The 24,362-nt window shown below is 65.3% G+C and carries 28 protein-coding genes and 1 riboswitch; of the genes, 14 read left to right on the top strand and 14 right to left on the bottom strand.

The genetic code is table 11. The features are described 5' to 3' along the window. The first annotated feature begins 14 nt into the window (after nucleotides 1-14). The 3 genes from BSG08_RS13340 (at nucleotide 15) to BSG08_RS13330 (ending at nucleotide 2,593) form a co-directional block, all read left to right on the top strand. Entirely contained in the window at nucleotides 15-1,247 is a 1,233-nt protein-coding gene (locus BSG08_RS13340; protein ID WP_093037802.1) for an MFS transporter, read from the top strand. A gap of 22 nt (nucleotides 1,248-1,269) precedes the next feature. Beyond that, on the top strand, nucleotides 1,270-2,142 hold the full coding sequence (locus BSG08_RS13335; RefSeq protein ID WP_093037799.1) for a 50S ribosomal protein L11 methyltransferase: 873 nt from the start codon (nucleotides 1,270-1,272) through the stop codon (nucleotides 2,140-2,142). Nucleotides 2,143-2,248: 106 nt separating this feature from the next. Beyond that, a complete protein-coding gene (locus BSG08_RS13330; RefSeq protein ID WP_093037898.1) occupies nucleotides 2,249-2,593 on the top strand; it encodes a hypothetical protein in 345 nt (114 codons plus the stop codon). 86 nt (nucleotides 2,594-2,679) lie between these two features. On the opposite strand, the gene BSG08_RS13325 is transcribed toward BSG08_RS13330, so the two are convergent. After that, nucleotides 2,680-2,877 carry a DUF1127 domain-containing protein gene (locus tag BSG08_RS13325; RefSeq protein ID WP_093037796.1) on the bottom strand — a complete coding sequence of 66 codons (198 nt, stop codon included), beginning with the start codon at nucleotides 2,875-2,877 and terminating at the stop codon, nucleotides 2,680-2,682. 321 nt (nucleotides 2,878-3,198) lie between these two features. On the opposite strand from BSG08_RS13325, the gene ruvC reads away from it, so the two are divergent. From ruvC to BSG08_RS13305, 4 genes are all read left to right on the top strand, one after another. Continuing rightward, nucleotides 3,199-3,705 (top strand): crossover junction endodeoxyribonuclease RuvC, encoded by a 507-nt coding sequence (gene ruvC, locus BSG08_RS13320; RefSeq protein WP_093037793.1) that lies wholly within the window; start codon nucleotides 3,199-3,201, stop codon nucleotides 3,703-3,705. Continuing rightward, complete coding sequence (gene ruvA, locus BSG08_RS13315; RefSeq protein WP_093037791.1) at nucleotides 3,702-4,361, top strand: Holliday junction branch migration protein RuvA; 660 nt, start codon at nucleotides 3,702-3,704, stop codon at nucleotides 4,359-4,361. The genes ruvC and ruvA overlap by 4 nt, the downstream gene beginning before the upstream one ends. Before the next feature lie 3 nt (nucleotides 4,362-4,364). Beyond that, nucleotides 4,365-5,393, top strand: coding sequence for a Holliday junction branch migration DNA helicase RuvB (gene ruvB, locus BSG08_RS13310; RefSeq protein WP_093037788.1), 1,029 nt, complete (start codon nucleotides 4,365-4,367; stop codon nucleotides 5,391-5,393). Between the two features lie 117 nt (nucleotides 5,394-5,510). Continuing rightward, a complete protein-coding gene (locus BSG08_RS13305) occupies nucleotides 5,511-6,149 on the top strand; it encodes a hypothetical protein (protein WP_093037785.1) in 639 nt (212 codons plus the stop codon). 3 nt (nucleotides 6,150-6,152) lie between these two features. Here BSG08_RS13305 and BSG08_RS13300 read toward each other — a convergent pair whose 3' ends face one another. From BSG08_RS13300 to BSG08_RS13285, 4 genes are all read right to left on the bottom strand, one after another. Further along, nucleotides 6,153-6,692, bottom strand: coding sequence for an adenine phosphoribosyltransferase (locus BSG08_RS13300; RefSeq protein WP_093037782.1), 540 nt, complete (start codon nucleotides 6,690-6,692; stop codon nucleotides 6,153-6,155). A gap of 67 nt (nucleotides 6,693-6,759) precedes the next feature. Next, a complete protein-coding gene (locus BSG08_RS13295) occupies nucleotides 6,760-7,140 on the bottom strand; it encodes a hypothetical protein (RefSeq protein ID WP_093037779.1) in 381 nt (126 codons plus the stop codon). A gap of 64 nt (nucleotides 7,141-7,204) precedes the next feature. Continuing rightward, nucleotides 7,205-8,083, bottom strand: a complete 879-nt coding sequence (locus BSG08_RS13290) for an S-methyl-5'-thioadenosine phosphorylase (RefSeq protein WP_093037778.1) — start codon at nucleotides 8,081-8,083, stop codon at nucleotides 7,205-7,207. A gap of 137 nt (nucleotides 8,084-8,220) precedes the next feature. Beyond that, complete coding sequence (locus BSG08_RS13285; protein ID WP_093037774.1) at nucleotides 8,221-9,039, bottom strand: cysteine hydrolase family protein; 819 nt, start codon at nucleotides 9,037-9,039, stop codon at nucleotides 8,221-8,223. A 149-nt stretch (nucleotides 9,040-9,188) separates the two neighbouring features. Between BSG08_RS13285 and BSG08_RS13280 the strand changes: the two genes are divergently transcribed. Next, nucleotides 9,189-10,097, top strand: coding sequence for a helix-turn-helix transcriptional regulator (locus BSG08_RS13280; protein WP_245770701.1), 909 nt, complete (start codon nucleotides 9,189-9,191; stop codon nucleotides 10,095-10,097). Here the strand turns inward: BSG08_RS13280 and BSG08_RS13275 are convergent, their stop codons facing one another. After that, nucleotides 10,098-11,489: a diguanylate cyclase domain-containing protein gene (locus BSG08_RS13275; protein ID WP_245770700.1), complete on the bottom strand. Its 1,392-nt coding sequence runs from the start codon at nucleotides 11,487-11,489 to the stop codon at nucleotides 10,098-10,100. An 87-nt stretch (nucleotides 11,490-11,576) separates the two neighbouring features. On the opposite strand from BSG08_RS13275, the gene BSG08_RS13270 reads away from it, so the two are divergent. The 4 genes from BSG08_RS13270 (at nucleotide 11,577) to BSG08_RS13255 (ending at nucleotide 15,109) form a co-directional block, all read left to right on the top strand. Next, on the top strand, nucleotides 11,577-11,861 hold the full coding sequence (locus BSG08_RS13270) for a DUF3572 domain-containing protein (RefSeq protein ID WP_093037771.1): 285 nt from the start codon (nucleotides 11,577-11,579) through the stop codon (nucleotides 11,859-11,861). Then, entirely contained in the window at nucleotides 11,858-12,550 is a 693-nt protein-coding gene (locus BSG08_RS13265) for an HAD family hydrolase (protein ID WP_093037768.1), read from the top strand. Before BSG08_RS13270 ends, BSG08_RS13265 begins: the two co-directional genes overlap by 4 nt. Further along, a complete protein-coding gene (locus BSG08_RS13260) occupies nucleotides 12,547-13,446 on the top strand; it encodes a DMT family transporter (RefSeq protein ID WP_093037765.1) in 900 nt (299 codons plus the stop codon). The genes BSG08_RS13265 and BSG08_RS13260 overlap by 4 nt, the downstream gene beginning before the upstream one ends. Nucleotides 13,447-13,546: 100 nt before the next feature. Further along, nucleotides 13,547-15,109 (top strand): trimethylamine methyltransferase family protein, encoded by a 1,563-nt coding sequence (locus BSG08_RS13255; RefSeq protein WP_093037762.1) that lies wholly within the window; start codon nucleotides 13,547-13,549, stop codon nucleotides 15,107-15,109. Between the two features lie 11 nt (nucleotides 15,110-15,120). On the opposite strand, the gene BSG08_RS13250 is transcribed toward BSG08_RS13255, so the two are convergent. From BSG08_RS13250 to BSG08_RS13235, 4 genes are all read right to left on the bottom strand, one after another. Then, nucleotides 15,121-15,852, bottom strand: coding sequence for an NYN domain-containing protein (locus BSG08_RS13250; protein WP_245770704.1), 732 nt, complete (start codon nucleotides 15,850-15,852; stop codon nucleotides 15,121-15,123). 122 nt (nucleotides 15,853-15,974) lie between these two features. Further along, nucleotides 15,975-16,715: an ABC transporter permease gene (locus BSG08_RS13245; protein ID WP_093037756.1), complete on the bottom strand. Its 741-nt coding sequence runs from the start codon at nucleotides 16,713-16,715 to the stop codon at nucleotides 15,975-15,977. Further along, entirely contained in the window at nucleotides 16,712-17,368 is a 657-nt protein-coding gene (locus BSG08_RS13240) for a TenA family protein (RefSeq protein ID WP_093037753.1), read from the bottom strand. The genes BSG08_RS13245 and BSG08_RS13240 overlap by 4 nt, the downstream gene beginning before the upstream one ends. Before the next feature lie 12 nt (nucleotides 17,369-17,380). Then, nucleotides 17,381-18,109: an ABC transporter ATP-binding protein gene (locus BSG08_RS13235; RefSeq protein WP_093037750.1), complete on the bottom strand. Its 729-nt coding sequence runs from the start codon at nucleotides 18,107-18,109 to the stop codon at nucleotides 17,381-17,383. 48 nt (nucleotides 18,110-18,157) lie between these two features. Beyond that, a riboswitch (TPP riboswitch) is annotated at nucleotides 18,158-18,258 on the bottom strand. A 127-nt stretch (nucleotides 18,259-18,385) separates the two neighbouring features. Between BSG08_RS13235 and BSG08_RS13230 the strand changes: the two genes are divergently transcribed. Together BSG08_RS13230 and BSG08_RS13225 are read left to right on the top strand one after the other, a co-directional pair. Further along, nucleotides 18,386-18,988, top strand: a complete 603-nt coding sequence (locus tag BSG08_RS13230; RefSeq protein ID WP_093037747.1) for a heme NO-binding domain-containing protein — start codon at nucleotides 18,386-18,388, stop codon at nucleotides 18,986-18,988. Then, on the top strand, nucleotides 18,985-20,007 hold the full coding sequence (locus BSG08_RS13225; protein ID WP_093037744.1) for a GGDEF domain-containing protein: 1,023 nt from the start codon (nucleotides 18,985-18,987) through the stop codon (nucleotides 20,005-20,007). Before BSG08_RS13230 ends, BSG08_RS13225 begins: the two co-directional genes overlap by 4 nt. Before the next feature lie 33 nt (nucleotides 20,008-20,040). Here the strand turns inward: BSG08_RS13225 and bchO are convergent, their stop codons facing one another. The 4 genes from bchO to crtA are packed head-to-tail and all read right to left on the bottom strand — an operon-like array spanning nucleotide 20,041 to nucleotide 24,321. Further along, a complete protein-coding gene (gene bchO / locus BSG08_RS13220; protein WP_093037741.1) occupies nucleotides 20,041-20,910 on the bottom strand; it encodes an alpha/beta fold hydrolase BchO in 870 nt (289 codons plus the stop codon). A gap of 5 nt (nucleotides 20,911-20,915) precedes the next feature. Continuing rightward, nucleotides 20,916-22,574 carry a magnesium chelatase subunit D gene (locus BSG08_RS13215; RefSeq protein WP_093037739.1) on the bottom strand — a complete coding sequence of 553 codons (1,659 nt, stop codon included), beginning with the start codon at nucleotides 22,572-22,574 and terminating at the stop codon, nucleotides 20,916-20,918. After that, nucleotides 22,571-23,575, bottom strand: a complete 1,005-nt coding sequence (gene bchI, locus BSG08_RS13210) for a magnesium chelatase ATPase subunit I (protein WP_093037736.1) — start codon at nucleotides 23,573-23,575, stop codon at nucleotides 22,571-22,573. The genes BSG08_RS13215 and bchI overlap by 4 nt, the downstream gene beginning before the upstream one ends. Then, nucleotides 23,572-24,321, bottom strand: coding sequence for a spheroidene monooxygenase (gene crtA / locus BSG08_RS13205; RefSeq protein WP_093037733.1), 750 nt, complete (start codon nucleotides 24,319-24,321; stop codon nucleotides 23,572-23,574). Before crtA ends, bchI begins: the two co-directional genes overlap by 4 nt. Nucleotides 24,322-24,362 lie beyond the last annotated feature (41 nt).

Below are 24,362 nucleotides of genomic sequence, written 5' to 3'. Positions count from 1 at the left end.
CGTAAAGGAATGGCATGAAACCGCAATTCCCCCTCGGCGAGGCGCGAAGCCTGCCCTTCTGGCGCAGACCCGTGACGCTGCTCTTTCTGATGGCCGCCGCGATGCCGGTGGCCTTTGCCACATGGTCGGCGCTGCTCAACAACTTTGTCATCGAGGTGGCGGGGTTCGACGGCTCTGACATCGGTTGGCTGCATACGGTGCGCGAGATCCCCGGATTTTTCGCCATTGGCGTGATCGCGCTGATCATCTTCATGCATGAACAGATTCTCGGGCTGGTCTCGCTGGTGCTGCTGGGGGTGGCTACGGCGCTGACGGCGCAGTTTCCCACTCTGGGCGGCATCCTGACCATAACAATGCTCAGTTCGATCGGGTTTCACTATTACGAGACGGTGAACCAATCCCTGCAACTGCAATGGCTGGACAAGCTGCGCGCGCCGCAGATGCTGGGCTGGCTTCTGGCCGCAGGATCGGGTGCGACGCTGGTGGCCTATGTGCTGATCGTGCTGACTTGGGATGCGTTCGGCCTGACCTACAACACCGTCTACATGCTGGCGGGCGGGTTCACGGTCTGTGTCGCGGTCTTTTGCCTGATCGCCTATCCTCGGTTCGAGGCCCCAAATCCGCAGATCAAGAAGATGGTGCTGCGCCGCCGCTACTGGCTCTATTACGCGCTGCAGTTCATGGCCGGGGCCCGGCGGCAGATTTTCGTGGTCTTTGCCGGGTTCATGATGGTCGAGAAATTCGGTTTTCAGGTGCATGAGGTGACCGCGCTGTTCCTGATCAACCTGATCGTCAACATGATCTTTGCCCCGCTGATGGGGCGGGCGGTCTTCAGGTTCGGCGAGCGCAATACGCTGGTGTTCGAATATATCGGGCTGGCGCTGGTGTTCCTAGCCTATGGCGGTATCTACTTTTTCGGGTGGGGCGTGCTGCTCGCGGCGACGCTCTATGTCGTGGACCATATCCTGTTCTCGCTCGCCCTCGCGCTCAAGACCTATTTCCAGAAGATCGCCGATCCCGGCGACATCGCGCCAACCGCCGCCGTGGCTTTTACCATCAACCATATCGCGGCGGTGTTTCTGCCTGCGCTTCTGGGCTATCTGTGGCTGGTCTCGCCTGCGGCGGTGTTTTTCATGGCGGCGGGCATGGCCTGTGTATCCTGTGTTCTGGCGCTTATGATCCCGCGCCACCCCGAGCCGGGCAATGAAACGATCCTCGCGCGGCTGGTACCCGCGCCCGCCGAATGATCCCTGTCGAAAGCCCCTGATCATGCCGACCTACACCGCCCTTACCATCCTGCCGGACAAGGCTGATGCCGAGGCGATTGCCGAGGCGCTGGAGGTTCTGACGCCATCGCCGACAGGCGTGGGCATGTTCGAGATCGAGGACGGTTCGGGTCTCTGGGAGATCGGCGCCTATTTTGATGCTTCGCCGGATCACATTGCGCTTGCGCTTCTGGCTGCCGCGCATGGGGCAAGGCCCTTTGCAATCTCGGAACTGCCCGAGGTCGATTGGGTGGCCAAAGTGCGCCGTGACCTCAGCCCGGTCGTGGCCGGGCGGTTCTTCGTCTATGGCAGTCATGACGCAGACCGGGTGCCCGCCGGGTGCGAGCCGCTGCTGATCGAGGCCGCCATGGCATTTGGCACCGGGCATCATGGCACGACACTGGGCTGCCTGCGTGCGCTGGATCGTCTGGCGGAGCAGGGCTTTGTCGGCCGGTCGGTGGTCGATGTCGGATGCGGCACTGCCGTTCTGGCGATGGCGGCGGCGCGGATCTGGCCCGGCGTGGTGCTAGCCGGCGATATCGACGAGGTGGCGGTCGAGGTGGCGCAGGCCAATGTTCTGGCCAATGGTCTGGCCGGTCGGGTGGACTGTGTGCAGGCGGCGGGCTTCGATCATCCGCGCCTGCGCGCCGCAGCGCCCTTTGATCTGGTCTTTGCCAATATCCTCAAGGGGCCTCTGATGGCGCTCGGGCCTGACGTTACGTCATGCTTGCGACCCGGTGGAAAGGTGATTCTCTCGGGCCTTCTGAAGGATCAGGCCGAAGAGGTGGCTGACGTCTATTCTCGCCTTGGAAACAGTCTGGAACATCGCGCAGATATTGGTGACTGGACCACGCTGGTGATGCAGAAAAGTGAATGAAATTAAGTCTAAAATCTGTCCTCGCGGCGTATTTGCCTTAGTCTTGCCATAATTCAGTCCTAAATTTTTAGGATTAATGTATGGACTGTGAATTGGGATTTTTATGATGAGTGATGCTTTCCATGCGTTCGACGCCCGGCTGGAGGCGATAGCCCGAAAACGCGCTCAGATGGAGCGCGGCTACGTTGGCAAGGTCAGCAGGAATGGGCTGATCGTATTCCGCCCCAAACGGCGCCGGGCCAGCATTCCCGTGCGCGGCCTCGTCTATCTTGTGGCCGGGTTCGTGTTCTTCAAATCAGTGATCATCGCCCATCTGGGCCTGCCGCTCTATGAGAACCGGCTGCTGCAACTGTCACAGGGCAGTTTTGTCGAACAGGCTGGCGCGATGGCAATGCAGCCTGACCGGCTGAGCGAAATCCTTGCGTCAAAGATGCGCCCGCTGCTGCGTTAACGCGAGGCAGAACATCGCCCCCCTTGTCAAAAGGCCCTGCGCCGGATCGTTCCGCGCAGGGCCTTTTGTTTGGATGGTCCCGATCCTCAGATCTGGCGGGCGACCAGATCGATATCGCCACGGCTCAGACCGATATCGTCGAGTTCGCGATCACTCAGTTGCGAAAGCGCCTTGCGGGTGGCCCGACGTTCGTTCCACGCGACAATTGTGTCGTAGACGCGGGTCATGAGACTGCCGAAACCGGCGGTGGAAACGTGCGAGCGGGTGCTGTCGATGACGGCCATTGGTTTGTTCCTTGAATTCGAAGATCACAGAATATCTGTTGCTGAGGGGCAGTTAGTCAGACTGCTCCATTCTTGCAAGCCAGGTTATTGCATAGTTATTATGCGTCTTGTGCATGGGTCGGATTGGCCTTTATATTTTTGTTTTTAATGAATTATTGTGGGATTCACTGTCGCGGGGTGACAACGGACTGCGGCAATTCTGCAACGGGTTGCGGTCAAAGCGGGCAGTCTGGAAACACGCATTCTGCTTGGTCTTTGTTCTTGTTTCGTGCTAATGCTGAAAAAAACCCGGAAGGGCAGGATAAAACGGGCAGGGTCAGGATGCGGGTATTGGGAATTGATCCCGGGTTGAGAAACCTCGGTTGGGGACTGATCGACGCCGACGGCAGTCGTCTCACGCATGTCGCCAACGGCATCTGTCATTCCAGCGGACCGGATCTGGCGGCGCGTCTGCTGTCTCTGTTCGAACAACTGACCGATATCGTCGCCCGTTATTCGCCCGAGGCGGCGGCGGTAGAGCAGACATTCGTCAACAAGGACGGGGCAGGGACGCTGAAACTGGGACAGGCGCGCGGGATCGCCTTGCTGGTGCCCGCGCAACATGGGCTGAGCGTGGGGGAATATTCGCCCAACACGGTCAAGAAAACCGTGGTCGGCGTTGGCCACGCCGCCAAGGAACAAGTGGCGCATATGGTCAGGGTGCAATTGCCCGGCGTTCAACTCACCGGACCGGATGCGGCGGATGCCCTGGCGATTGCGATCTGCCATGCGCATCATGCGCGATCGGGCGGTTTGTTGTCCCGCGCAGTGCAGAGGGCGGGCGCATGATCGGGCGGATAGCGGGGCGGATCGACTATCGCGCGGCGGACCATGTGTTGATCGACGTGCGCGGTGTAGGCTATCTTGTCTATTGCTCGGAACGCACCCTGTCCGCTCTGCCGGGGCCGGGCGGGCAGGTGGCACTCTACACGGACCTTCTGGTGCGCGAGGATATTCTGCAACTCTTCGGGTTCACCACTTTGATCGAGAAGGAATGGCATCGGCTGCTGATGAGCGTACAGGGGGTCGGGGCGCGGGCGTCGCTGGCGATTTTGGGGGCCTTGGGGCCGGATGGCATAGGTCGCGCGATCGCGCTCGGGGACTGGAATGCGGTGACAGCGGCCAAGGGGATCGGGGCAAAGACCGCACAAAGGGTCGTGAACGAGCTCAAGGACAAGGCGCCCGGCGTGATGGCCATGGGGGCGACCACGGCCCCTGCGCCGGATGCGGGCGAGGCGGTGATCGACGCCGCCCCGGCAATGCCCGCAGCCGTCGCGCCATCCGGCTCCGGCGCGCAGGCCGAGGCCCTGTCGGCGCTCACGAATCTGGGCTACAGCCCCGGCGAGGCGGCGGGCGCGGTGGCGCAGGCAGCGGGCAATGCGCCCCGCGCGGAGACGGCGGAATTGATCCGGTTGTCCCTCAAGCTATTGGCGCCAAGGGGATAATTCATGAGTGAGCCGGACCCGACCCTACGCCCTCAAGCCCTGCCGGAGGATCAGGACCGCAGCCTGCGACCGCAGGTGCTGTCCGAATTCATCGGTCAGAAAGAGGCACGGGCAAACCTGTCGGTGTTCATCCAATCCGCGCGGCAGCGGGGCGAGGCGATGGATCACACTCTGTTTCACGGCCCCCCCGGTCTGGGCAAGACGACGCTGGCGCAGATCATGGCGCGCGAGCTTGGCGTGGGCTTTCGGATGACATCCGGCCCGGTGCTGGCCAAGGCGGGCGACCTGGCGGCGATCCTGACCAATCTGGAGCGCAATGACGTTCTTTTCATTGACGAAATTCACCGTCTGAATCCGACGGTGGAAGAGGTGCTTTACCCGGCGCTGGAGGATTTCGAGTTGGATCTGGTGATCGGCGCAGGGCCGGCGGCGCGCACCGTTCGCATTGAATTACAACCATTTACACTGGTTGGCGCGACTACGCGGCTGGGCCTTCTAACCACGCCGCTGCGCGACCGTTTCGGCATCCCGACCCGGCTGCAATTCTATGAGACGGACGAGTTGCACGAGATCGTGACGCGCAATGCACGGCTGCTGAGTATCCCGACCGATCCCGATGGTGCGATGGAGATTGCACGACGCTCGCGCGGGACGCCACGGATCGCGGGGCGGCTTTTGCGACGGGTCGTGGATTTCGCGGTGGTTGAGGGGGATGGGGTGATTTCCAAGGAACTGGCGGATCGCTCGCTGACGCGGCTGGGGGTGGATCATCTTGGGCTTGATGGGGCGGATCGGAGGTATTTGCGTTTGATTGCAGAGGCTTATCAGGGTGGCCCGGTGGGGATCGAGACCCTGAGTGCCGCCCTGAGCGAGAGCCGCGATGCGCTGGAAGAGGTGATCGAACCTTTCCTTTTGCAACAAGGACTTATCCAGCGCACGCCGCGCGGGCGGATGCTGGCGCAGGGGGGCTGGACGCATCTGGGCCTGCCCGCGCCGGGGCCGAAGGGGCAGAACGATTTGTTCGAGATGTAGCGTACAGCATGTTCATTGCGTGCGCCGCTTTTGTACGCAGTGTCCGGGGCCTCCGGCAGCGGGTGGTGCGGGGGACCAGAGCCTGCTAGAGGAGCGCGGCAATCGGAGGCCCTGCCCATGAGTGTCACCCTGACCCCCGCCGAGATCGAGGCGTTGTTTTTGCGCAGTGACGAGACATTTCTGTTCGCCCGCTGGGGGCGGCCTATCGTGCCGGTGGTGTTCGGGGTCGATGACCGCACGCTTGGCGTTATCAAGGGCGCGATCGAGGCGGTGGTGGCGCTGGCGGGTCACCGGATGGCCGGGACCGATCCGGAACTGGGTGCGAACCTGATGATGTTCTTTTTCCGCGACTGGCAGGAACTGCCGGAGGTGCCGGGACTGGACCGGCTGGTGCCCGATCTCGGCCCGCTGGTGGCGCGGTTGCAAGAGGCGGAGGCCAATCAGTATCGGATTTTCAGGTTCGACGAGGCGGGTGCGATCCGCGCGTGTTTCGTCTTTCTGCGGATGGATGAGGCGCTGGGCGCGGTGCCTGCCGAAACGCTGGCGCTGAGCCAGATCGTGCAGACCATCCTGCTGTGGTCGGATCGGGCGTTCATGGATCGCTCGGCTCTGGCGGAGTTGCCGGACGAAGGCGGAGTGATTCTGCGCCCCGAAATCGCGGCGCTCATCCGGGCGGGCTATCACCCGGTGCTGCCGGGGATGAGTCGCGATCCCAGCCTTGCACTGCGGCTGGCGGCACGGATGGCGGTGCAATAGCGCTCAGAGCCCTTCGAAGGCGCAGAGGGTATGGACCTCCATTCCCATATCGAGCAGGCGCTTGTGGCCGCCAAGATCCGGCAGATCGACGATGAAGGCGCAGCCGGTGATTTCCCCGCCCAGCCGCTCGATCAGGCGGATGCCGGCGGCGGCGGTGCCGCCGGTTGCAAGCAGATCGTCAACCAGCAGGACACGTTCGCCGGGCTGGATCGCGTCGTCATGGATTTCCACCACCGCCTCGCCATATTCCAGCTGGTAGTGTTCGGAGATCACCGCGCCGGGCAGCTTGCCCTTTTTACGGATCGGCACGAAGCCTACTGACAACTGATGTGCGATGGCGCCGCCCAGAATGAATCCGCGCGCCTCAAGTCCGACAACCTTGTCGATGGGCTGTCCGGCATAGGGGTGCAGCATCTGGTCTATGGCGATGCGAAAACCGCGCGGATCTGCAAAGAGCGTGGTCACGTCGCGGAACAGGATCCCCTCATGCGGGAAATCGACGATGGTGCGAATGTAGTCCTTGACGGTTTTCATGGGGGTCATGGGGTAAGCGCTCCGGCGGGATGTTGCCAGAGCGGTTTTGGCGCAGGCCGGATGTTGGCGCAAGGGGTCAGCGCAGGCTGCGGTAATCGGCAATGGCCTGGGTCAGGGCGCCGACCGCCCAGAGGGTCAGGGCAAACACCACGACGCAGAGCAGGAAATTCAACGCCGACTGGATCAGCCGTGGCAAACGGGCCGTGGGGTTGCCGAGAAACGGCACCTCCGGCCGCAGAAGAAAGCGCGAGGCGATATAGCCGAAAAGCAGGGCGGCAAGCATCCAGTATGTCAGGCTGAAGGTCAGCGTGCCGTGGGTCTTGGCAAGATAGTTGGCGAATCCCACCAGAAGGATCCATCGGATGACCTGGAATATCTCGTCCGTCATCGCCTCGAACCGGCGGCCCATGCTGTGACGCCAGGTCTGGTCGGCAAGTTTTTCGGTCAGGTGCGACATGTCACCTGTTGTGGGTATCGCGCGCGCGGGCGTCCAGTGATGTGACAGGCCACGCGCGAAGAGTTTACCGCGCGAGAACCCGCCCCGCCACCGCGTCAAGCCGTGCGACGAGATCGGGGTCGCGTTTCTCGGGCGCGGTGAGCATGGCGAATTCGAGCGCGCGGTCGCAGCCATGCGGGCAGGGCACGCGGTCAGGCCCCAGAAGAGCGGGCAGGCGGCGGACCATGTTGTGCCCCTTGTCGGCATTGCCGGCCAGGGTGGCGATGATCGCGGTGATATCCACCGCGCCATGGTCGGGGTGCCAGCTGTCGTAATCGGTGATCATGGCGACCGAAGCGTAGCAAAGTTCGGCCTCGCGGGCGAGTTTGGCCTCGGGCATGCCGGTCATGCCGATCACGTCGCAGCCCCAGGCATCGCGGTAGAGTTTCGATTCCGCCATGGTCGAGAATTGCGGTCCCTCCATCGCCAGATAGGTGCCGCCGCGATGCACCGTGATACCGGCATCGCGCGCCGCTGTCCCGCAGGCGTCCGTGAGGCGCGGGCAGGTGGGATGCGCCACACTCACATGGGCCACGCAGCCGGGGCCGAAAAAGGATTTCTCGCGGGCAAAGGTGCGGTCGATATACTGATCGACGAGGACGAAATCGCCCGGCGCCAGATCCTCGCGGAACGAGCCGCAGGCAGAGACAGAGATCACGTCGGTTACGCCGATGCGTTTCAGCGCGTCAATATTGGCGCGGTAAGGCACGGTTGAGGGCGTGTGAACATGACCGCGCCCGTGGCGGGGCAGAAAGGCCATCGGCACACCGTCAAGCGTGCCGGTGAGGATCTGGTCGGAGGGGGCGCCCCAGGGGGTGTCGACGTGCCGCCACTGGGCATCTTGCAGCCCGTCAATCTCGTATAGTCCAGATCCGCCGATCACCCCGATCATGGTTTTCGTCATGGCGTCGCCCCTGTTCCATCGTCGCTGTCGGGGCTATCGTTATGCCGGATCGCTGCAAAAGAAAATGCCCGCGCGGTCCGTGGTCCGCGCGGGCGTGCCCATCCTCATCCCTGGGGCGGGTGATGCGGCAACTGGCCTTAGCCCAGCATCGCCACGACCTCTTCGGTCGTCCAGACCGCGTTGGCCATGTAGCGGAAGTTGATGAGCGCGGCGAGATAGCCGTCACCTTCCGGCAGCATGGCGGCGGCGGTGGCGTCCTTGACCACGGCAACCTCAAAGCCTTGTTCCAGAAGCTCGCGCATGTGGCTCTCGGTGCAGAGGTTGGCGGACATGCCAGCCAGGATCACCTGATCCACGCCCTGCTTGCGCAGTTGCAGCGCAAGGTCGTTATGTTCCGGCCCATAGAGCTTGTGCGGCGAGGAGACGATGGTCTTGCCGTCATTGATATAGGGTTTGTAGAGATCGAGGAAATCCGCGCCCGAACCTTCGAAGCCCTCGAGCGACAGCGGGCCCTTGCGGTCGAACATGCCGATCTTGTGCATCAGCTTTTCCAGCGCGCCCTCGAATTTCCAGCCGTGGTCGGTGGGATAGTAGTAATGCGGCGACACGGCGACGGTGATGCCCGCAGCCTTGGCCGCCTTGAACAGGCTTTCGATATTGCCGACGGTGTTGTGTTGCTCGACGCTTGCGCCGACCACGCCCCATGTCACGCCATCGGGGCTGAGAAAGTCGTTCTGCGGATCGGTGACGACGAGGGCGACACGGCTGAGGTCGATCTTCATGTCGCTGGGCGGCAGCGCGGGTTCTGCGGGTTCCGCATAGGGATTGTCCTGTGCCTGTGCGGAAGTGGCCACGAGGCCGGTTGCGGCGGCAGCCAGTGCTGCGGTGCCGGTGAGGGCCTGGCGGCGGGTGAATTTGGGATCGTTATCATGGTCGTGATTGTGGCAGCAGCTCATGGCTTACTCCTTGTTGGTGTGGTTTACGTTGTGAATGTGGCAGCGCGAATGTGCCTTTTCGTCCCGAAAACGTGGCTTCACAGTTTGTTTATGTGCTTTTTCTGCTGGTTGCTTTTTGCGGCGATTGCTGCGAGGGCAAGAAGATGCAGATGCGCGAAGCCCATGACCGGATTCTGAGCGAGCTTGAAATTCAGGCTGACCCGTTTGCGATCTGCGCGCTCGAAGGGGCGTGCAGTCTTGGAATGGGACGCGCGCCCGGGGCGACGCTGCATTATGTGCTGGGCGGGGAGGGGCGCTTGAGTTTTCAGGGGCTGGCGCCGATCGACCTGGCACCCGGACGTCTGGTTCTGGTCCCCGCAAGCCAGCATCATTCGTTGCATAATCATGGTCTTGGGCAGATCGGCCTGCCCGCGTGCAGGCCGGCGGGTCTCGATCTGGAAGAGCATTTGGCGCGCGGCGAGGGCAGCGGAAACATGGTGGTGCTGTGTTCCACGATCCGGTTGGGCCTGCGCGAGACGCATGGGGTGATTGATCTGCTGCGGGCGCCGCTGACGCTGGATCTGGGGCAGGTCCCGAGGGCGAAGCAGGCGATGGCGGCGCTGGTCGAGGAAGTGACGCAGCCGCGCCCCGGAGGTCGCGCGATGATCCGGGCGCTGCTTTTGCAATGCGTGATCGAGATGTTGCGGCAACGATTGGAGGCGGGGGATCCGGCGGTGACATGGCTGGGGGCGTTGGCCGATCCGCAACTGTGGCGCGCCCTGCAGTCGATGCTGGACGATCCCGGTGCCGTGCATACGCTCGAACGGCTGGCAGAGGCGGCGGGTATGAGCCGGTCGCGCTTTGCCGAGCGGTTTCAGGCGGCCTATGGCTGCGGGCCGATGGGGTTCCTGCGGGAATTGCGGCTGGCGCGGGCGGCGCAGCTGCTGAGCGAAGGGCAAGAGCCGGTCAAGCGGGTGGCGCAGAAGGTGGGATTTACCAGCCGCAGCGCCTTTACCCGCGCCTTCATCGAGGCATGGGGGCAGTCGCCGCGCGCGTTTCGCGCGGGGCGGGCGGCGTGATCAGGCAGCCGAGCGCGCGCAGAAGCTGGCCTTGTTGCGGCCCTGTGCCTTGGCCACATAGAGCGCGCGGTCGGCTTCGTGCAACAGGCTCTCGACGCTGGGCAGGGGCAGGCCGGGGCGATTCTGACCGATGGTGATGCCGATGCTGATGGTGACGCTGACTGTAACGTTACAGTCGGGCAGGACGATCGGGGTCTGGCGGATCACCCGGCGGAGGCGCTCGGCGGTCTGGCGGGCATGGTCGCGGCTGACGACAGGAGTGACGATCAGAAACTCCTCGCCACCGATCCGGGCAAGCAGATCGCCCTCGCTCAGATTGGCGCGCAGCCGGTCGCAAACGGAGAAAAGAACCGCATCGCCCGCAGCATGGCCATACTGGTCATTGACCTGTTTGAACAGATCGAGATCGGCCACCATCACGGCAAAGCACTGCCCGCCCTCGCTCAGACGATTGATCTGGCGGTGCAGGAAAGGCAGAGCGTAGCGGCGATTATGAGCGCCGGTCAGCGGGTCGATCACCGCCGCCTTCAGCCCGGACAGAAGTTCGGCGCGCAGATGTTCGTCGCGGCGCTTGCGGCGCATCTGTTGGCTGAGCCGTAGCGAAAGTTCGTGGCGATCAGGCGTTCCGGCCATCACGTCATCGGCACCCATATCCAGCAGCGTTACCGCCAGCCCGTCGCAACCGGCATCAAGCAGGGCGATGACCGGGCTCGACCGGGTGCGCTGGCCCGCCTTGAGATCGGCCAGAAGACGCAGGCCGTCCTCGGCTGTGGCCGGGCCGAAGCACAGCAGGCAGACATCCGGGGCCGGCTGGCTGCCGGTGATGGACCAGACGTGATCCATGGCACCCGCAGTGATCCGATGGTTGCCGTTGGACGCGAGCATTGCCTTGAGCGCGAGCGCCTGGCGGCCGGTTGGGGCAATGATGGCGACATGGCCGGGGTGCTGAAACTCATCCCGGCCCTCGGCGAATCCCATCGCATCGGCCGCGCCGACCTGTGCCGACAGGTCGTTGTCCCGGTGATACCGGCGCAGGAGGTTGCGCAATCGCGCGAGCAGCAGCGGTTCTCTCACCGGCCTGGTCAGAATGTCATCGGCGCCCGCCGCAAGCGCTGCGCGGCGTTCTTGCTGGCTGGGGCGCGACTGCAACAGCACGATCGGTGTGGCCGACAGGCCGTCGATCCGGCGCAGGGCGGTGATGAATTCGGCGGCGGTCACGTCCGACAGGTTCGAACTGGCGAGAATGAGGTCAGGCCGCTCACGCGCGGCGAGGCCGAGCGCCTCGTTGGCGGAAACCGCCGGAACCACCCGGTGATGGGCGGCAGAGAGCTTGACCTTCAGGACGATCCTGTTGGACGCCAACTCATCCACGATCAGAATTTTACCCGACATTGCCCCGATGCCTTTAGTGCTTGCCCTTTGCAATCGGTTCACTATCCATTGCAGAGGTTAAGAAAACCTTTCCGGAAATTAACCAGGATGACGATGCAGCAGGATTACGCCGAGACAATCGCCTTGCAGGCCCTCGCCTGGCTGGCAGGCAATGACGCCCTTTTGCCGGTGTTCCTGGGGGCGACCGGCGCGTCCGAGACCGATCTGCGCGCCCGCGCGGCAGAACCGGAGTTTCTGGGCGCGGTGCTGGATTTCCTGATGATGGATGACGCCTGGGTCGTGGCGTTCTGCGATCAGAAGGGGCTGAAATATGAAACACCGATGATGGCGCGGGCAAGCCTGCCCGGCGGCAGACAGGTCAGCTGGACATGACGCGCGCGGACGGGATCCTGTTCGACAAGGACGGAACGCTGTTTGATTTTCACGCCACCTGGAGCGTCTGGGGGCATGCGGTGATCCATGATCTTGCGGGTGGGGATCTGGCCGTGATGTCGCGGGTTGCCGCGGAGGCGCATTACGATCTGGACGCCCGCCGGTTTCACCCGACAAGCCCGGTCATCGCCTGCACCAACCGCGAAGTGGCGGAATGTCTGGCGCGTGCCCTGCCGGGGCGCGTGGTCGACGAGATCGAGCAACAGCTCACGCAGAGTGCGGAACATGCCCCTCTGACGCCCGCCGTGCCGCTCGCACCCTATCTGGAGGGTCTGGCGGCACGCGGGCTGCGGCTGGGGGTGATGACCAACGACACCGAATACGGCGCGCGCGCGCACCTGGGTGCTGCGGGCGTGCTGGAGCATTTCGATTTTGTCGCCGGGTTCGACTCGGGGTTCGGAGCCAAACCCGCGCCGGGGCCGTTGCTGGCCTTTGCCCGCGCCGTCGCGCTGGAGCCCCGGCGCGTGGTCATGGTGGGCGACAGCACGCATGACCTGATCGCCGGTCGCGCGGCGGGGATGCAATGTGTGGGCGTGCTGACCGGCACCGCGACGCGCGCCGATCTGGCGCCGCTGGCCGATGTGGTGCTGCCCGATATCGGGTATATCCCGGACTGGCTGACCGCATGACGCGGCATCCGCTGTTCGGTCTGGCGCTGGCGACGTTCGGTGCGCTGATGCTGACGCCGGATGCGCTGTTCATGCGGTGGTCGGGCATGGGCGGCTATCAGATGGTGGGCTGGCGCGGCCTGTTGATGGGTGCCGTTATGCTGGTGCTCTGGGCGTTGACGAGCGGCCACCGCCTGCGGGATCTGGGGATTCTGGGTGGCGGGTTCGGCATCGGCATTGTCGTCTGCCAGTATTTCAACGCGACGCTGTTCAGCCTCGGCATAGCTCATGCGCCGGTGGCGGTGGTTCTGTTCGCTGTGGCGACAGTACCGGTTTTTGCCGCGCTCTTCGCGCGGGTCATCATCGGTGAGCCGACGCGGACCGCGACATGGGTGACGATTGCGGCTGTGATGGCGGGGATCGCGCTGGCAGTGTTTGGCGGCGGCCACGATGGCGTGACGTTCGACCGCGCGGCGCTCTGGGGGGCGCTGGCGGGTCTTGGCGTGGCGATGGTGCTGGCGCTCAACTTCGTGATCCTGCGGGCGCGTCCCGAATTGCCGATCCTGCTGGTGATCGGTCTTGGTGCGGTGCTGGCGGGTGCGACCGGCGTGATCGTGACCGGACCCGCGGCGATGATGCAGGGCGAGGTCTGGGCGATTGCGGTCTGCGGGCTGGTGATCCTGCCGGTGTCGTTCTTTGCGCTGTCGCTGGCCTCGCGCTACACACATGCCTCGAATGTCAGTCTCCTGTTGCTGCTTGAGACGGTTCTGGGGCCGCTCTGGGTCTGGTTGGGGACGGGGGAAGGTCCGACCGGCATGATGCTGGCGGGGGGCGTGATCGTGGTGGGTAGCCTGGCGATTTATCTCTGGTTCGCCGGCAAGCGAGCGGCGCGGCGGGCGCAAGTGGCCGGAACGTGACAGGCGGAAAAGCAAAAACGACAGCATAAGTCGCAAAGCGGCATGTGGCGCGCACCGGGGCGGTGTTTCGTGGTTTCAAGCGAGCACTGGAGGGCGTCACATGGCCGAAGATCTCAAACGCAGGACACGAAGCGGCGGGCGCGCAGGCGGGGCTGCGCGGCGCGGCAGCGCCGTCATCGAACAGATGCCGTGGAACCCGCCAATCAACCGTGATCGCCCGACAGAGCCTCTGGATCAGGCGGGGGTGCTGGCGATCCATGACGGGGCGATGCGGATCCTCGAAGAAATCGGGATCGAGTTCCTGAACCCTGAGGCCGTCGGGATCCTGCGCGCCTCGGGCGGCTGCGAGATCAACGGCGAGAATGTCCGTATGGGCCGTGATTTCGTCATGGAGATGATCGGCAAGGCGCCCGAAAGCTGGACCATCACGCCGCGCAATCCCGAGCGCAGCATCACCATCGGTGGCAATCATCTCAATTTTGGCAATGTATCCTCGCCGCCAAGCTACTGGGACATGAAGATCGGGCGCAAGGTCTCGGGTACGCGCGAGATGTGCCAGAACCTGCTGAAGCTGACGCAGTATTTCAACTGCATCCATTTCGCGGGCGGCTATCCGGTCGAGCCGCAGGATATTCACGCCAGTGTCCGGCATCTCGATGTGCTCTACGACAAGCTGACGCTGACCGACAAGGCGATGCATGCCTACAGCCTCGGCGCCGAGCGGGTCGAGGATGTGATGGAGATGGTGCGGATTGCCGGGGGTCTGAGCCACGAGGAATTCGAGGCCTCTCCGCGGATGTATACAAACATCAACTCCACCTCGCCGCTCAAGCATGACTATCCGATGCTGGATGGCTGGATGCGTCTGGCGCGGCGCGGGCAGGGGCTGGTGGTCACGCCCTTCACGCTGGCGGGGGCCATGGCCCCGGTGACGATGGCGGGCGCCGTGGCGCAGTCGATCGCCGAGGCGCTTTGCGCCGTGGTGCTGGCGCAGATCATCCGACCGGGCGCGCCCTGTGCCATTGGCACGTTCACCTCGAATGTGGACATGAAATCCGGTGCGCCCGCCTTTGGGACGCCGGAATACATGCGCGCGACGCAGATGACCGGCCAACTGGTGCGGTTCTATCGTCTGCCGATGCGGGCGAGCGGTGTCTGCGCCGCAAACGTGCCCGACGGGCAGGCGATGTGGGAGACGTCGAACAGCCTCTGGTCGGCGGTGCAGGCGGGGGCGCATATGGTCTATCACGCCGCCGGGTGGCTGGAGGGCGGGCTGATCGCCAGCCCGGAGAAATTCGTCATGGATTGTGAGATATTGCAACAGATTCAACGCTACATGGACCCGATGCTCTGGGCTACCGGCCCTGACGAGATCGCCGTCGAGGCGATCCGGGAGGTGGGCGACAAGGGTCATTTCTTTGGCATCCAGCATACGCAGGACCGCTATACGACCGCGTTCTACCAGCCCTTCCTCAGCGACTGGCGCAACTACGAGGCCTGGGAGGCGGCAGGTGCGGTCTGGACGCCGGCGCGTGCGCATCAGGTGTTTCAGGATATCATCGCAGGGTTCGAGGCGCCGCCGATGGATGATGGGGTTCGCGAGGAGCTGGCGGATTTCGTGGCAAGGCGCAAGGCCGAGGGCGGGGCACCGACGGATTTCTGAGGGGGGCGGCTTCAGTCGGTCGCGGTCTTAAAGGCTTCGGGCTTGTAGCGGACCTTGGCGTTTGGGCCTTTGGGGTCGAGAGTGTAAAGTGCGGGGCGTTTGGCAAGGTAGCCACGCCAAGTCTTCTCGGGCTTTGCGCTGATCTTCACGCCGTGGATCCTGAACATGTGCGCCGAGAGCAATGCGATCTCATAACCGGTTTTGTCCGTGCATTTGGACCGGATCACATTCCGGATATCCTGATCCAGGTCAGTCGGGGCTTCTGTGGACACCTGCCTTGCTGGTTGTGTGGCGGGGGAAGATCTGTCGGAGGGACATGCTGTCTTGTTTACAAGCACATGAAACTCCGAACACGCTGCCCGAAACCGTTTTGCGGTCTTGGCCTCTCCTGCGCCGATCACGGTCAGGCCGCGCTCGCGCAGGCGGGTGGCGAGATGGGTGAAGTCCTGATCTGAACTGACGAGCAGGACCGTCCCGCATTGATCCGAAAGCGCGCGTTCCATGGCATCAAGGCAGATCAGCATGTCGGTGGCGTTCTTGCCGCTGCCGGAATGGACGAAGTGAAAGCCGGGCACCTTGTCCCAATCGGGCAGCAGGCAGGCATTGCCATAGGCGCGCACGAGGTCTGGCGCCCCGTGGTGGCAAGCAAGCGCAAGGATGGTTCCGGCCTGCGCCGCGCTGATGTTGTCGGCATCGACAAAGACCGACAGGCGCGGCGGAGCAAGGGTAGGGCTCGGGGGCATGACACTCATGCCGCTACCCTATGGCGGGAATTCGGGAGGTATTCGGGCGGGAGGCGCTCTTTTTTGTGGCGCGGGCGATCGGGGCGGCGGTCGGATTCGGGTATTTGGACCAAGAAGAAGCCTCAGGCCGCCCCCCCATCCAGCCACCGCCGACACCCCCGGTCCACCCCGGCGTGCAGCAAGAGCGTCAGGATCGCCAGCACGATCAGGGCGGCGAACATGAGGTCGATCTTGGCCCGCCCGTTGGCCAGCAGCATGAGATAGCCCAGCCCTTTGGACGCGCCCACCCATTCGCCGATGATCGCGCCGATGGGGGCGTAGACGGCGGCCAGACGCAGGCCCGAGGCAAATCCCGGCAGGGCGGCGGGCACGCGGATATGCCACATCAGGCGCGGGCGGTTCGCGCCCATCACGCGGGCCAGATCCAGCCAGTGCTGCGGCGTGCGCATCAGCGCGTCGAAAAAGGCCGAGGTCACGGGGAAGTAGATGATCAGGAGCGCCATGGCGACCTTGGACCATAGCCCGTAGCCCAGCCAGAGCGTCAGGATGGGGGCCAGGGCAAAGACCGGGATCGCCTGGCTGAACACCATCATCGGGCGGATCAGGCGGCGCGCCATGGGCGAGGCGGCCAGCCCGATGGCCGAGAGCCCGCCAAGCCCCGCGCCCAGGGCGAGGCCGATCAGCACCTCGGCGGCGGTGATCGTCGCGTGATGGGCGATGAGCGCGCGGCTGGCCCAGAGCGTTTCCGCCACGCGGCCCGGCCCCGGCAGGATGAACGGCGGCAGGCCCGCCAGCGTCACCAGCGCCTGCCAGAGCACGATGGCGAGCGCCGTGGAGGCGGCGATGGTGACAAGGCGGCTCATGACGCGGGGTATCCTGCAAGGGCCGCGTCGAAGAAGGCGCGTTCGAGGCGGGTGGTGGTGACAAAGGCCGCACGCGCCGCCTGCTGATCCTCGGTCGAGAGCGTTGGCCAGACCTGATCGAGCTGGCCGCGCAGATGGGCCACCACGCCCTCAAAATCCCGCCCGCTGTGCAGCGTGATCCATTCGCCGAACCAGAAGGGAAGGTTCGCGGCCTTGTCCGCATGCGGGCTGGCCCAGTCGAGATAGGTCCATTCGGCAACGCTCAGCACCGCGATCATCTGCGCATAGCGCCCCGAGTGCGCGGCCTGCTGCATCAGGTTCTGGAAGTCCACGGTCACCGGATGGGCCGGGGCAGGGGGCGAAACCTGCCCGCCCAGCGCCTCGATCGCGCGCAGGAAATAGGTGTTCTCGGGGCCCGAGATCAGTCCCAGGAACTGCGCCGCCGGGATCGCGTCGGGCAGGCTGGGCGCATGGGCGATGGCCGAGGCGAGCAGGCGCACGAAACCCTCGATGAAGAGGTAATCCTGTTGCAGATAGGCCAGCATGCGATCCTCGCGCAGCGTGCCCGCGGCAAGCTGATCGGTAAAGGCGTGACGGGTGGCGGCCTGCCAGTCCTCGGCCACGAGGGATTTGAGATGATCGGTGGGGCGCATCAATTTCTCCTGTCAGGCGGGCGCGCGCAGGCGCGCGAAAAGACGGCCCTGCGTGGCAAGCGTTTCGGGATCATCCACCGCGCGGGGCACCGGGGCGGGCGGCGGCGGGACATCCTCCAGCCCGGTCTCGGACAGGATATGGATGGCATGGCCCATGCGCGCCGCCTCTGCCGGGTCATGGGTGACCATCAGCACGGTGCGGCCCGCCAGATGTGCGGCGGTCAGATCCTGCATCTGTGCGCGGGTGCGCGCGTCGAGCGCCGAGAACGGCTCGTCCAACAGGATGATCGGGCGATCCTCCATCAGCGTGCGGGCCAGCGCCACGCGTTGTTTCTGACCACCCGAGAGCGCGTGGGGGCGTTTATGCGCATGATCGGCAAGGCCCATGCGGTCGAGAATGCGCAGCGCGCGTTGCGTGTCGCGCCCCGCGCCGCGCAGCCGCGCGCCCAGCGTCACATTGCCCAGCACATCAAGCCAGGGCAGCAACAGATCGCCCTGTGCCATCAGCGCCATGCGCCCCCCGAGCGGCAACCCGTCGGAGGCGGTGATCGTGCCGGTGAACTCGGTTGCGTCATCGACGCCCGCGATCAGCCGCAAGAGCGTCGTCTTGCCCACGCCCGAGGGGCCCAGAAGGCAGGTGATGCGCCCGGCGGCCAGCCTCAGGCGCAGCGGGCCAAAGACAGACAGCCCGCCAATCCGGGCAGAGCCGTCGATGGTGAGTGCGGGCGGGGCAGAGCGCATCGGCGTCCTCTCGGCAGGCGGATCGCGGGTGCAAGGGGGAAAGGCGCGGGTTGCGCGGTCTCCGTTCCCTACGCCGGTGCGAGCCGGATCAGGTTCGGTGGGTTGGCGCATCGCCTCTCAGCCCTGAACGGGCACCCCAACGGATACACCACGATGTAGCAACGTGCCGCCGCGATGGCAAGGCGGGCGTGGCGCGAAAAAATCGATGGCATTCTAGATATAGAGGGCTTGTTAACGGCGGCGTGCCAGTCTCGGTCCATGCGAGGGGAAAGGAAAATGCACGGGCTGGTCAACCGCGCCATCGAAAGATTCGTCCGCGACACCTATGGGCGCGAGGTCTGGATCGACACGATCCGGCGTCTGGATCTTGGTTATACCGAGTTCGAGGCAATGCTGCTCTATGAGCCGCAGGTCACCGGGCGGGTTCTGGCGGCCGTGGCGGCGCGGCTGGAACGCGGGCGTGACGATCTTCTGGAGGATATCGGCACCTATCTGGTCTCCAACCCGCAGAGTGACGCGCTGCGTCGCCTGCTGCGCTTCAGCGGGGTGGATTTCGTCGATTTCCTGCATTCCCTCGACGATCTGCCGGAACGGGCGCGGCTGGCTGTGACCGATCTCGACCTGCCGTCGCTGGAGCTGACGGATCATGACGATGGGTGGTATTGTCTGCATGTCGGGCTGCCGGATGGCCATGACCTGCGCTTTGGTCCGGTGATGATGGGTGTGTTGCGCGCCATGGCCGACGATTATGGCGCGCTGGTGCTGATGGAATATCGCGGCATCGCCGAAAGCCACGAGATGATCGGAATTCACCTTCTGGAAGAGGCGTTTGCGCATGGCCGGGCATTTGACCTTGGTGCGCGGGGGCATCCGTCATGAGCGTGAGCGATGATGCGCTCTGCGGGTTACTGGATATGCTCTGTCCGATGCATGTGGTCCTCGATGCCGGGGGGCGTGTGGTGCATGCCGGACCGACGCTGCGCAATGTGTTTGCGCAACAGCCGCTGAGCGGGCGCCGGTTTCTGGAGGTCTTTGAACTGCGCCGTCCGCGCGGGATAGTGGACATGGCCGGGCTGCGGGCCTGTCACGGCACGCGGCTGAAACTGCGGCACCGGGAAAGGCCGCGCATCGGGCTGAACGGTGCGCTCTTTGCCCTGCCTGACGCGCCGGACCTTGGCAGCGGCGCGGTGGTGAACCTGTCCTTCGGGATTTCGGTGGTCGAGGCGGTGCGCGATTTCAACCTCACCGGCAAGGATTTCGCGGTGACGGATCCGACCACCGAAATGCTCTATCTGATCGAGGCGAAATCCGCCGCGATGGAGGCTTCGCGGAAGCTGAACCTGCGTCTTCAGGGCGCGCGGCGCGCGGCGGAGGAACAGGCGCTGACCGATACACTGACCGGGCTGGGCAACCGGCGGGCGCTTGACCGGGTGCTCGACCGGCTGATGCAGAGCGAACAGGATTTCGCGCTGATGCATCTCGATCTCGATTTTTTCAAGCAGGTGAACGACACGCTGGGGCATGTTGCGGGCGATCATGTGTTGCAGGTGGCGGCGCAGCGCATGCTGTCGGTGCTGCGCGCCGAGGATCTGATCGTCCGGGTCGGTGGCGACGAATTCGTGCTGATCCTTGTCGGTTTGACCGCGCGATCCCGTCTGGATGAAACTGCGCAGCGGCTGATCGCGCGGCTGCAAGAGCCGATAGATCATGGCGGGCAGGACTGCCGGATTTCAGGCAGTATCGGCGCGACGCTCAGTTGCGGCTACGAGACCCCGGATCCGGCGCAGATGCTGGCCGATGCGGATCTGGCACTCTATGCGGCCAAGGCGCGGGGGCGGGGCTGTCATGTTCTATATGAACCGCGACTCTGCGATTCGGGACCGGGGCAGGGTACCTGACCAGGAGAGCGCTATGACCGGTCTTGCCAGCTGTCAGGGCCAGTTGCCCTGATCCAGCAGCGTCGCCAGCACGCGCGCCGGATCCTCTTCGTGCGTGAGATGGCCAAGCCCGCCAAGACTGAGCGCGCGGGCGCGCGGCAGGCGGGTCGCGGCGCGCACCGAGGTCTCGGGCGGCACCGCGAGGTCGTGCGCGCCGGTTAGCAACAGGCAGCGGTTGGGGATCCGCGGCAGTCGTTTGAGCAGCGGATCGACATCCCATTGTGCCATCATCTGCAGGGTCGCATCGACATGCGCGCGGTCGGCAATCAGCCGGGCATAGAGCGCGAGGCCCTCGGGCGAAATTCTCGATCCGGTGCCTTCGATCAGGCGGCGGGCGCGGGCGGTCTTGTCCGCGCCAAGGGTAAAGAGCGCGGCGGTCAGCGGGTTGAGTGCAAGCAGCCTGGCCAGCACCGGAAAGAGCCAGCCGGCGACGCCCTCGAACCGGCCAAGCGCGGCATTGATGCAGGCGATGTCGGGCGCGTCGTTTCCGGGCGTGGTGAGGCGTGTAGAGAGATTGAGCGCGATCGCGCCACCGGCCGAATGGCCCAGGATCAGCGCGGGGTGCCAGCCCTGCGCGGCGCAGAGCGCGGCGATGTCCTCGGTCATGCCCGGCAGGCCAAGTCGGCGTCTGGCCCCTGCCCGCGAAAATCCCTGTCCGGGCAGGTCGAGCGCGATCACCCGGTGGCTTTGTGCGAGTGCCGGAATAAGGTCGCGCCAGCTATGGGTCGAGGCCCCCGCACCATGCAGCAGCAGCGCGAGCGGACCCTCGCCCATCTCCTGCACATGCCATTGGTGCGGGGATTGCGCGACGCGCCGGGAACGGTCGTGCAGGGGCCATGTTGACAGGTCGCGATCCCAGTCCATCGCGCTCAGCCCCCGAGGGTCGTGGCGACGGCGGCAGAGATCGCCCGCGCATCGGCGCGCGGCAGGGCAAGGTGGCGCGCGCCCATCTCGGCGGCCAGCCGTGCCGGATCGGGACCGGGCCGGTTGGCGGTGTCGATCACGATGGCGGGCAGGTTGCGCGCCCGGCAAAGCGCGGCGAGGCGGGAGGTGTCCAGCGCCGCCTGCGCCCGGTCGCCGCGCCCGTCCAGCGCGATATTGGCGCGGGCGTCGGTCAGCAGGGCCAGCGCGGGGCTGAGTCCGTGGGTTTCAGCCTGACGGGCGAGGGTCAGAGTGGCCTCAAGGGCTGCGGCAAGTGGCGTGCCGCCGCCGCCCGGCAGACCGGCAAGCCGCCGTTTGGCCTGCACCAGCGCGCGTGTGGGCGGCAGAATCAGATCGGCGGTCTGCCGGCGAAAGGCGATGAGCGCCACCCGATCGCGCCGGGCATAGGCCTGAGCCAGCAGCAGCTCTACCGCTCCCTTGGCCTCGGCCAGCCGTGCAAGGGCGGCGGAACCCGAGGCGTCGACGACGAAGATCACCAACCGGTCAGAACGGTTCTCGAAGCGTTTGAGATGGATGTCGGATGGGTGGATGATGAGGCCGGGCGCATCAGGTCGCGCGGAGCGGCGGAGCGGCTGCCAGGGGGCAGCCGCGCGCAACGTGGCGATAAGGTCGATGCGCATGCGCCCGTCAGGGCGACCGGGGCGTGCGGGCAGCGGGCGACCGCGATGCTGCGCCCTGCGCCGCGCGCCCGCGCCGGATCCGGCAGCGCGGCGCAGACCTGCGCGGCTGACAAGGGCGTCAAGCAGCGCGGGCGGCAAGAGGGCGGCGACCGCAGCGATCAGCAACTCGTCGGGCATGTCTGGGGCCTCGGCGCTGCTCGGGTTTTCCGGCTCGGGCCTGTCCTCGGGCGTCTCCGGTTCCGGCTCTCGCGGCAGTTGCGTGGCGCGGGCGGGATAGACCAGTTCCGCCGCCTCACGCAGATCGTCCGGCGTCACGCCGCCGCGTCCGTCGATGGCGGCCAGCGCGCGGGCGGCGCGAAGCGCCAGCCAGGGCGCGCGTAGGCTGTCGATGCCGAAACTGGCGGCAAGGGCGGTCAGTGCGACAAGATCCTCGGGGCTGTGTGAGACGGCATCAAGCCGTTTGCGCGCGACGCTTATGTCTGCCGGCGCGGGCATCAGCGCAGGCGCGGCGCTGTGGGAAATGCCGTCAAGCGTGACATGCAGCGCCAGCCGTTCGGCCAGGGTCTGCGGGGCGGCCTCTTCGGCCTCGATCCCCTCGTCGAGCAGGATGAGCGTGTGGCCCGCGCTCTGGTCGAGCAGTTGCGCCAGCCGTGCCGCGAGGGCCGGGGGGGTACGTTCCGCCATGGGCAGGATCAGCCGGGAAGGGGCTTGGGCCAGCCCCGCGCTCCGGATCAGGCGACCGGCGGCAAGCGTGGCGTAAATGTCGGTTCCGCCAAAAAGCTGTTCGTCGCCAAGATCGGCATGGATGCGCCGGACAGCGCCGGGCATGCGGGTCAGGGCGGATTCGAACGCCTGCCGCACCGGGCCGGCGCGGGCGCGCAGGGTCAGGCCGCGCAGTCCCTCTGGATCGACCGCCAGCAGGGTCAGCGCCCGCATCGCGCGCGCCCATGCCGGGCTGTCCGTCATCCCCAGACCTCCTGCATCGCGCGGGTGATGCGGGCGGCACTGCCCGCCTCATCCAGCGGATCGCGGCGCAGCCGGTGGCTGAGCGCCAGCGGGGCGACCTGCGTCAGATGTTCGCGGGTTACGGCGACAACATTCTCATAGGCCGCCAGCGCGCGGGCGGCGCGCAACAGCGTCAGTTCGCCGCGCAATCCGTCCGCGCCGATGGCGATGCAGAGCGTGGCGCAGTCGCGCAAGACCTCCGCGGGCGTGGTGATGCTGCGCAGGTTCTCGCGGGCGGCAAGGATGGCGGCGCGGATGCGGGCATCCTCGGCCTGCCAATGGGCCATGAAATCCGCCGTGTCGCGTTCATAGGCGTCACGGCGGCGGATCACCTCGATGCGTTCCTCGATGTCGGTGGGCGAGCTCACCTCGACCGAGAGGCCGAAACGGTCCAGAAGTTGCGGGCGCAGTTCGCCCTCTTCGGGATTGCCGGAACCGACCAGCACGAAACGCGCAGGATGGCGGATCGACAGCCCCTCGCGTTCGACCACGTTCTCACCGGATTGGGCGACGTCGAGCAACAGATCGACGATGTGATCCTCAAGCAGATTGACCTCGTCGATATAGAGATACCCGCGATTGGCGCGCGCGAGCAGGCCGGGTTGAAACGCCCTTTCGCCCAGCGTCAGCGCGCGCTCGATATCGAGCGCGCCGGTCACCCGGTCTTCTGTCACGCCCAGCGGCAGGTCGATCACCGGGGTCGGGCGCTCGACGATCTCGCCCAAAGGGGCGGTGGCCCAGTCGGGCGTATCCTCGGGGCGTTCGGCATTGACCGGACTGCCCGCCACCATGCGGATGGGTGGCAAGAGTGCCGCCAGCGCCCGCACGGCTGTGGATTTGCCGGTGCCCCGGTCGCCAAACACCAGCACCCCGCCAAGCGCAGGCTCGATCGCCGTGAGGATCATGGCGCATTTCATGTCGCCCTGACCGACGATGGCGGAAAAGGGGAAGGGCGCGATCATGGTTGTCCTTTGATGGTTCGGAGCGGGCTGTCGCCGCCCCATCTGCCCGACTCACCGATGACGGTGAAGCGCGCATAGAGTTCCTCGCGGAACCAGTCGCCGTCGCGTACGGCGGTGATGGCGCGGGCATGGGGGCCGTCACGGCGCGCGAATTCCGCCATGCTGCGGGTGTCGGGCCAGATCGAAAACGTGACCTGATGCAGGAGCGGCACCTCGCCCACACCGATCTTGAAGGCGACGTCGGGATTACTGCCGATCACCTTGCTGATACCCGGCACCCGCCGCCAGAACCGCAGCGCCTTGTGCGGCCTGAGAGTGGCGCGGGTGAGGGCGGCGACGGGACCGGCGGGGGCGGTGGTATCGGGGGCGCTGAATGGCGCCTGCCCGGACCATTTTCCGCGCGCCGATATGGGGGCCAGCAGTACCGTCCAGCTCTCGGCGGCGCGGGCGAGATAGCGGCGGAATATCGGGGCGGTGGCGGTCTGTTGCCGCGCCGTGGCCGCATCCGGCCAGACCGCGAGGATGGCGTAGACGCCGGTATCGGGCAGGGGGGTGAACCCCTCGCCTGTACCCGATCCCAGCAGTTTCCAGAAACCGATGCCCGGCACGCGCGGCAGAGACAGCCGCGCAGCCCCCATCATGGCCAGCGCCCAGAGCCGGTCGATGCCCCGCGAAAAACGGTAGAAGCTCAGGCTGACGGTCTGAATGGCGCCGCTCCTTTCCGGTCTGTCAGTCAAGTTTGACACGGTTCATGGTCCAAGAAAAGGGCTGCCGGAAATGATTGTCA

The organism is Roseovarius azorensis, from assembly GCF_900109455.1.
GTDB classification, from domain to species: Bacteria; Pseudomonadota; Alphaproteobacteria; order Rhodobacterales; family Rhodobacteraceae; genus Roseovarius; species Roseovarius azorensis.
This window is presented reverse-complemented; position numbering and strand designations above follow the sequence as displayed.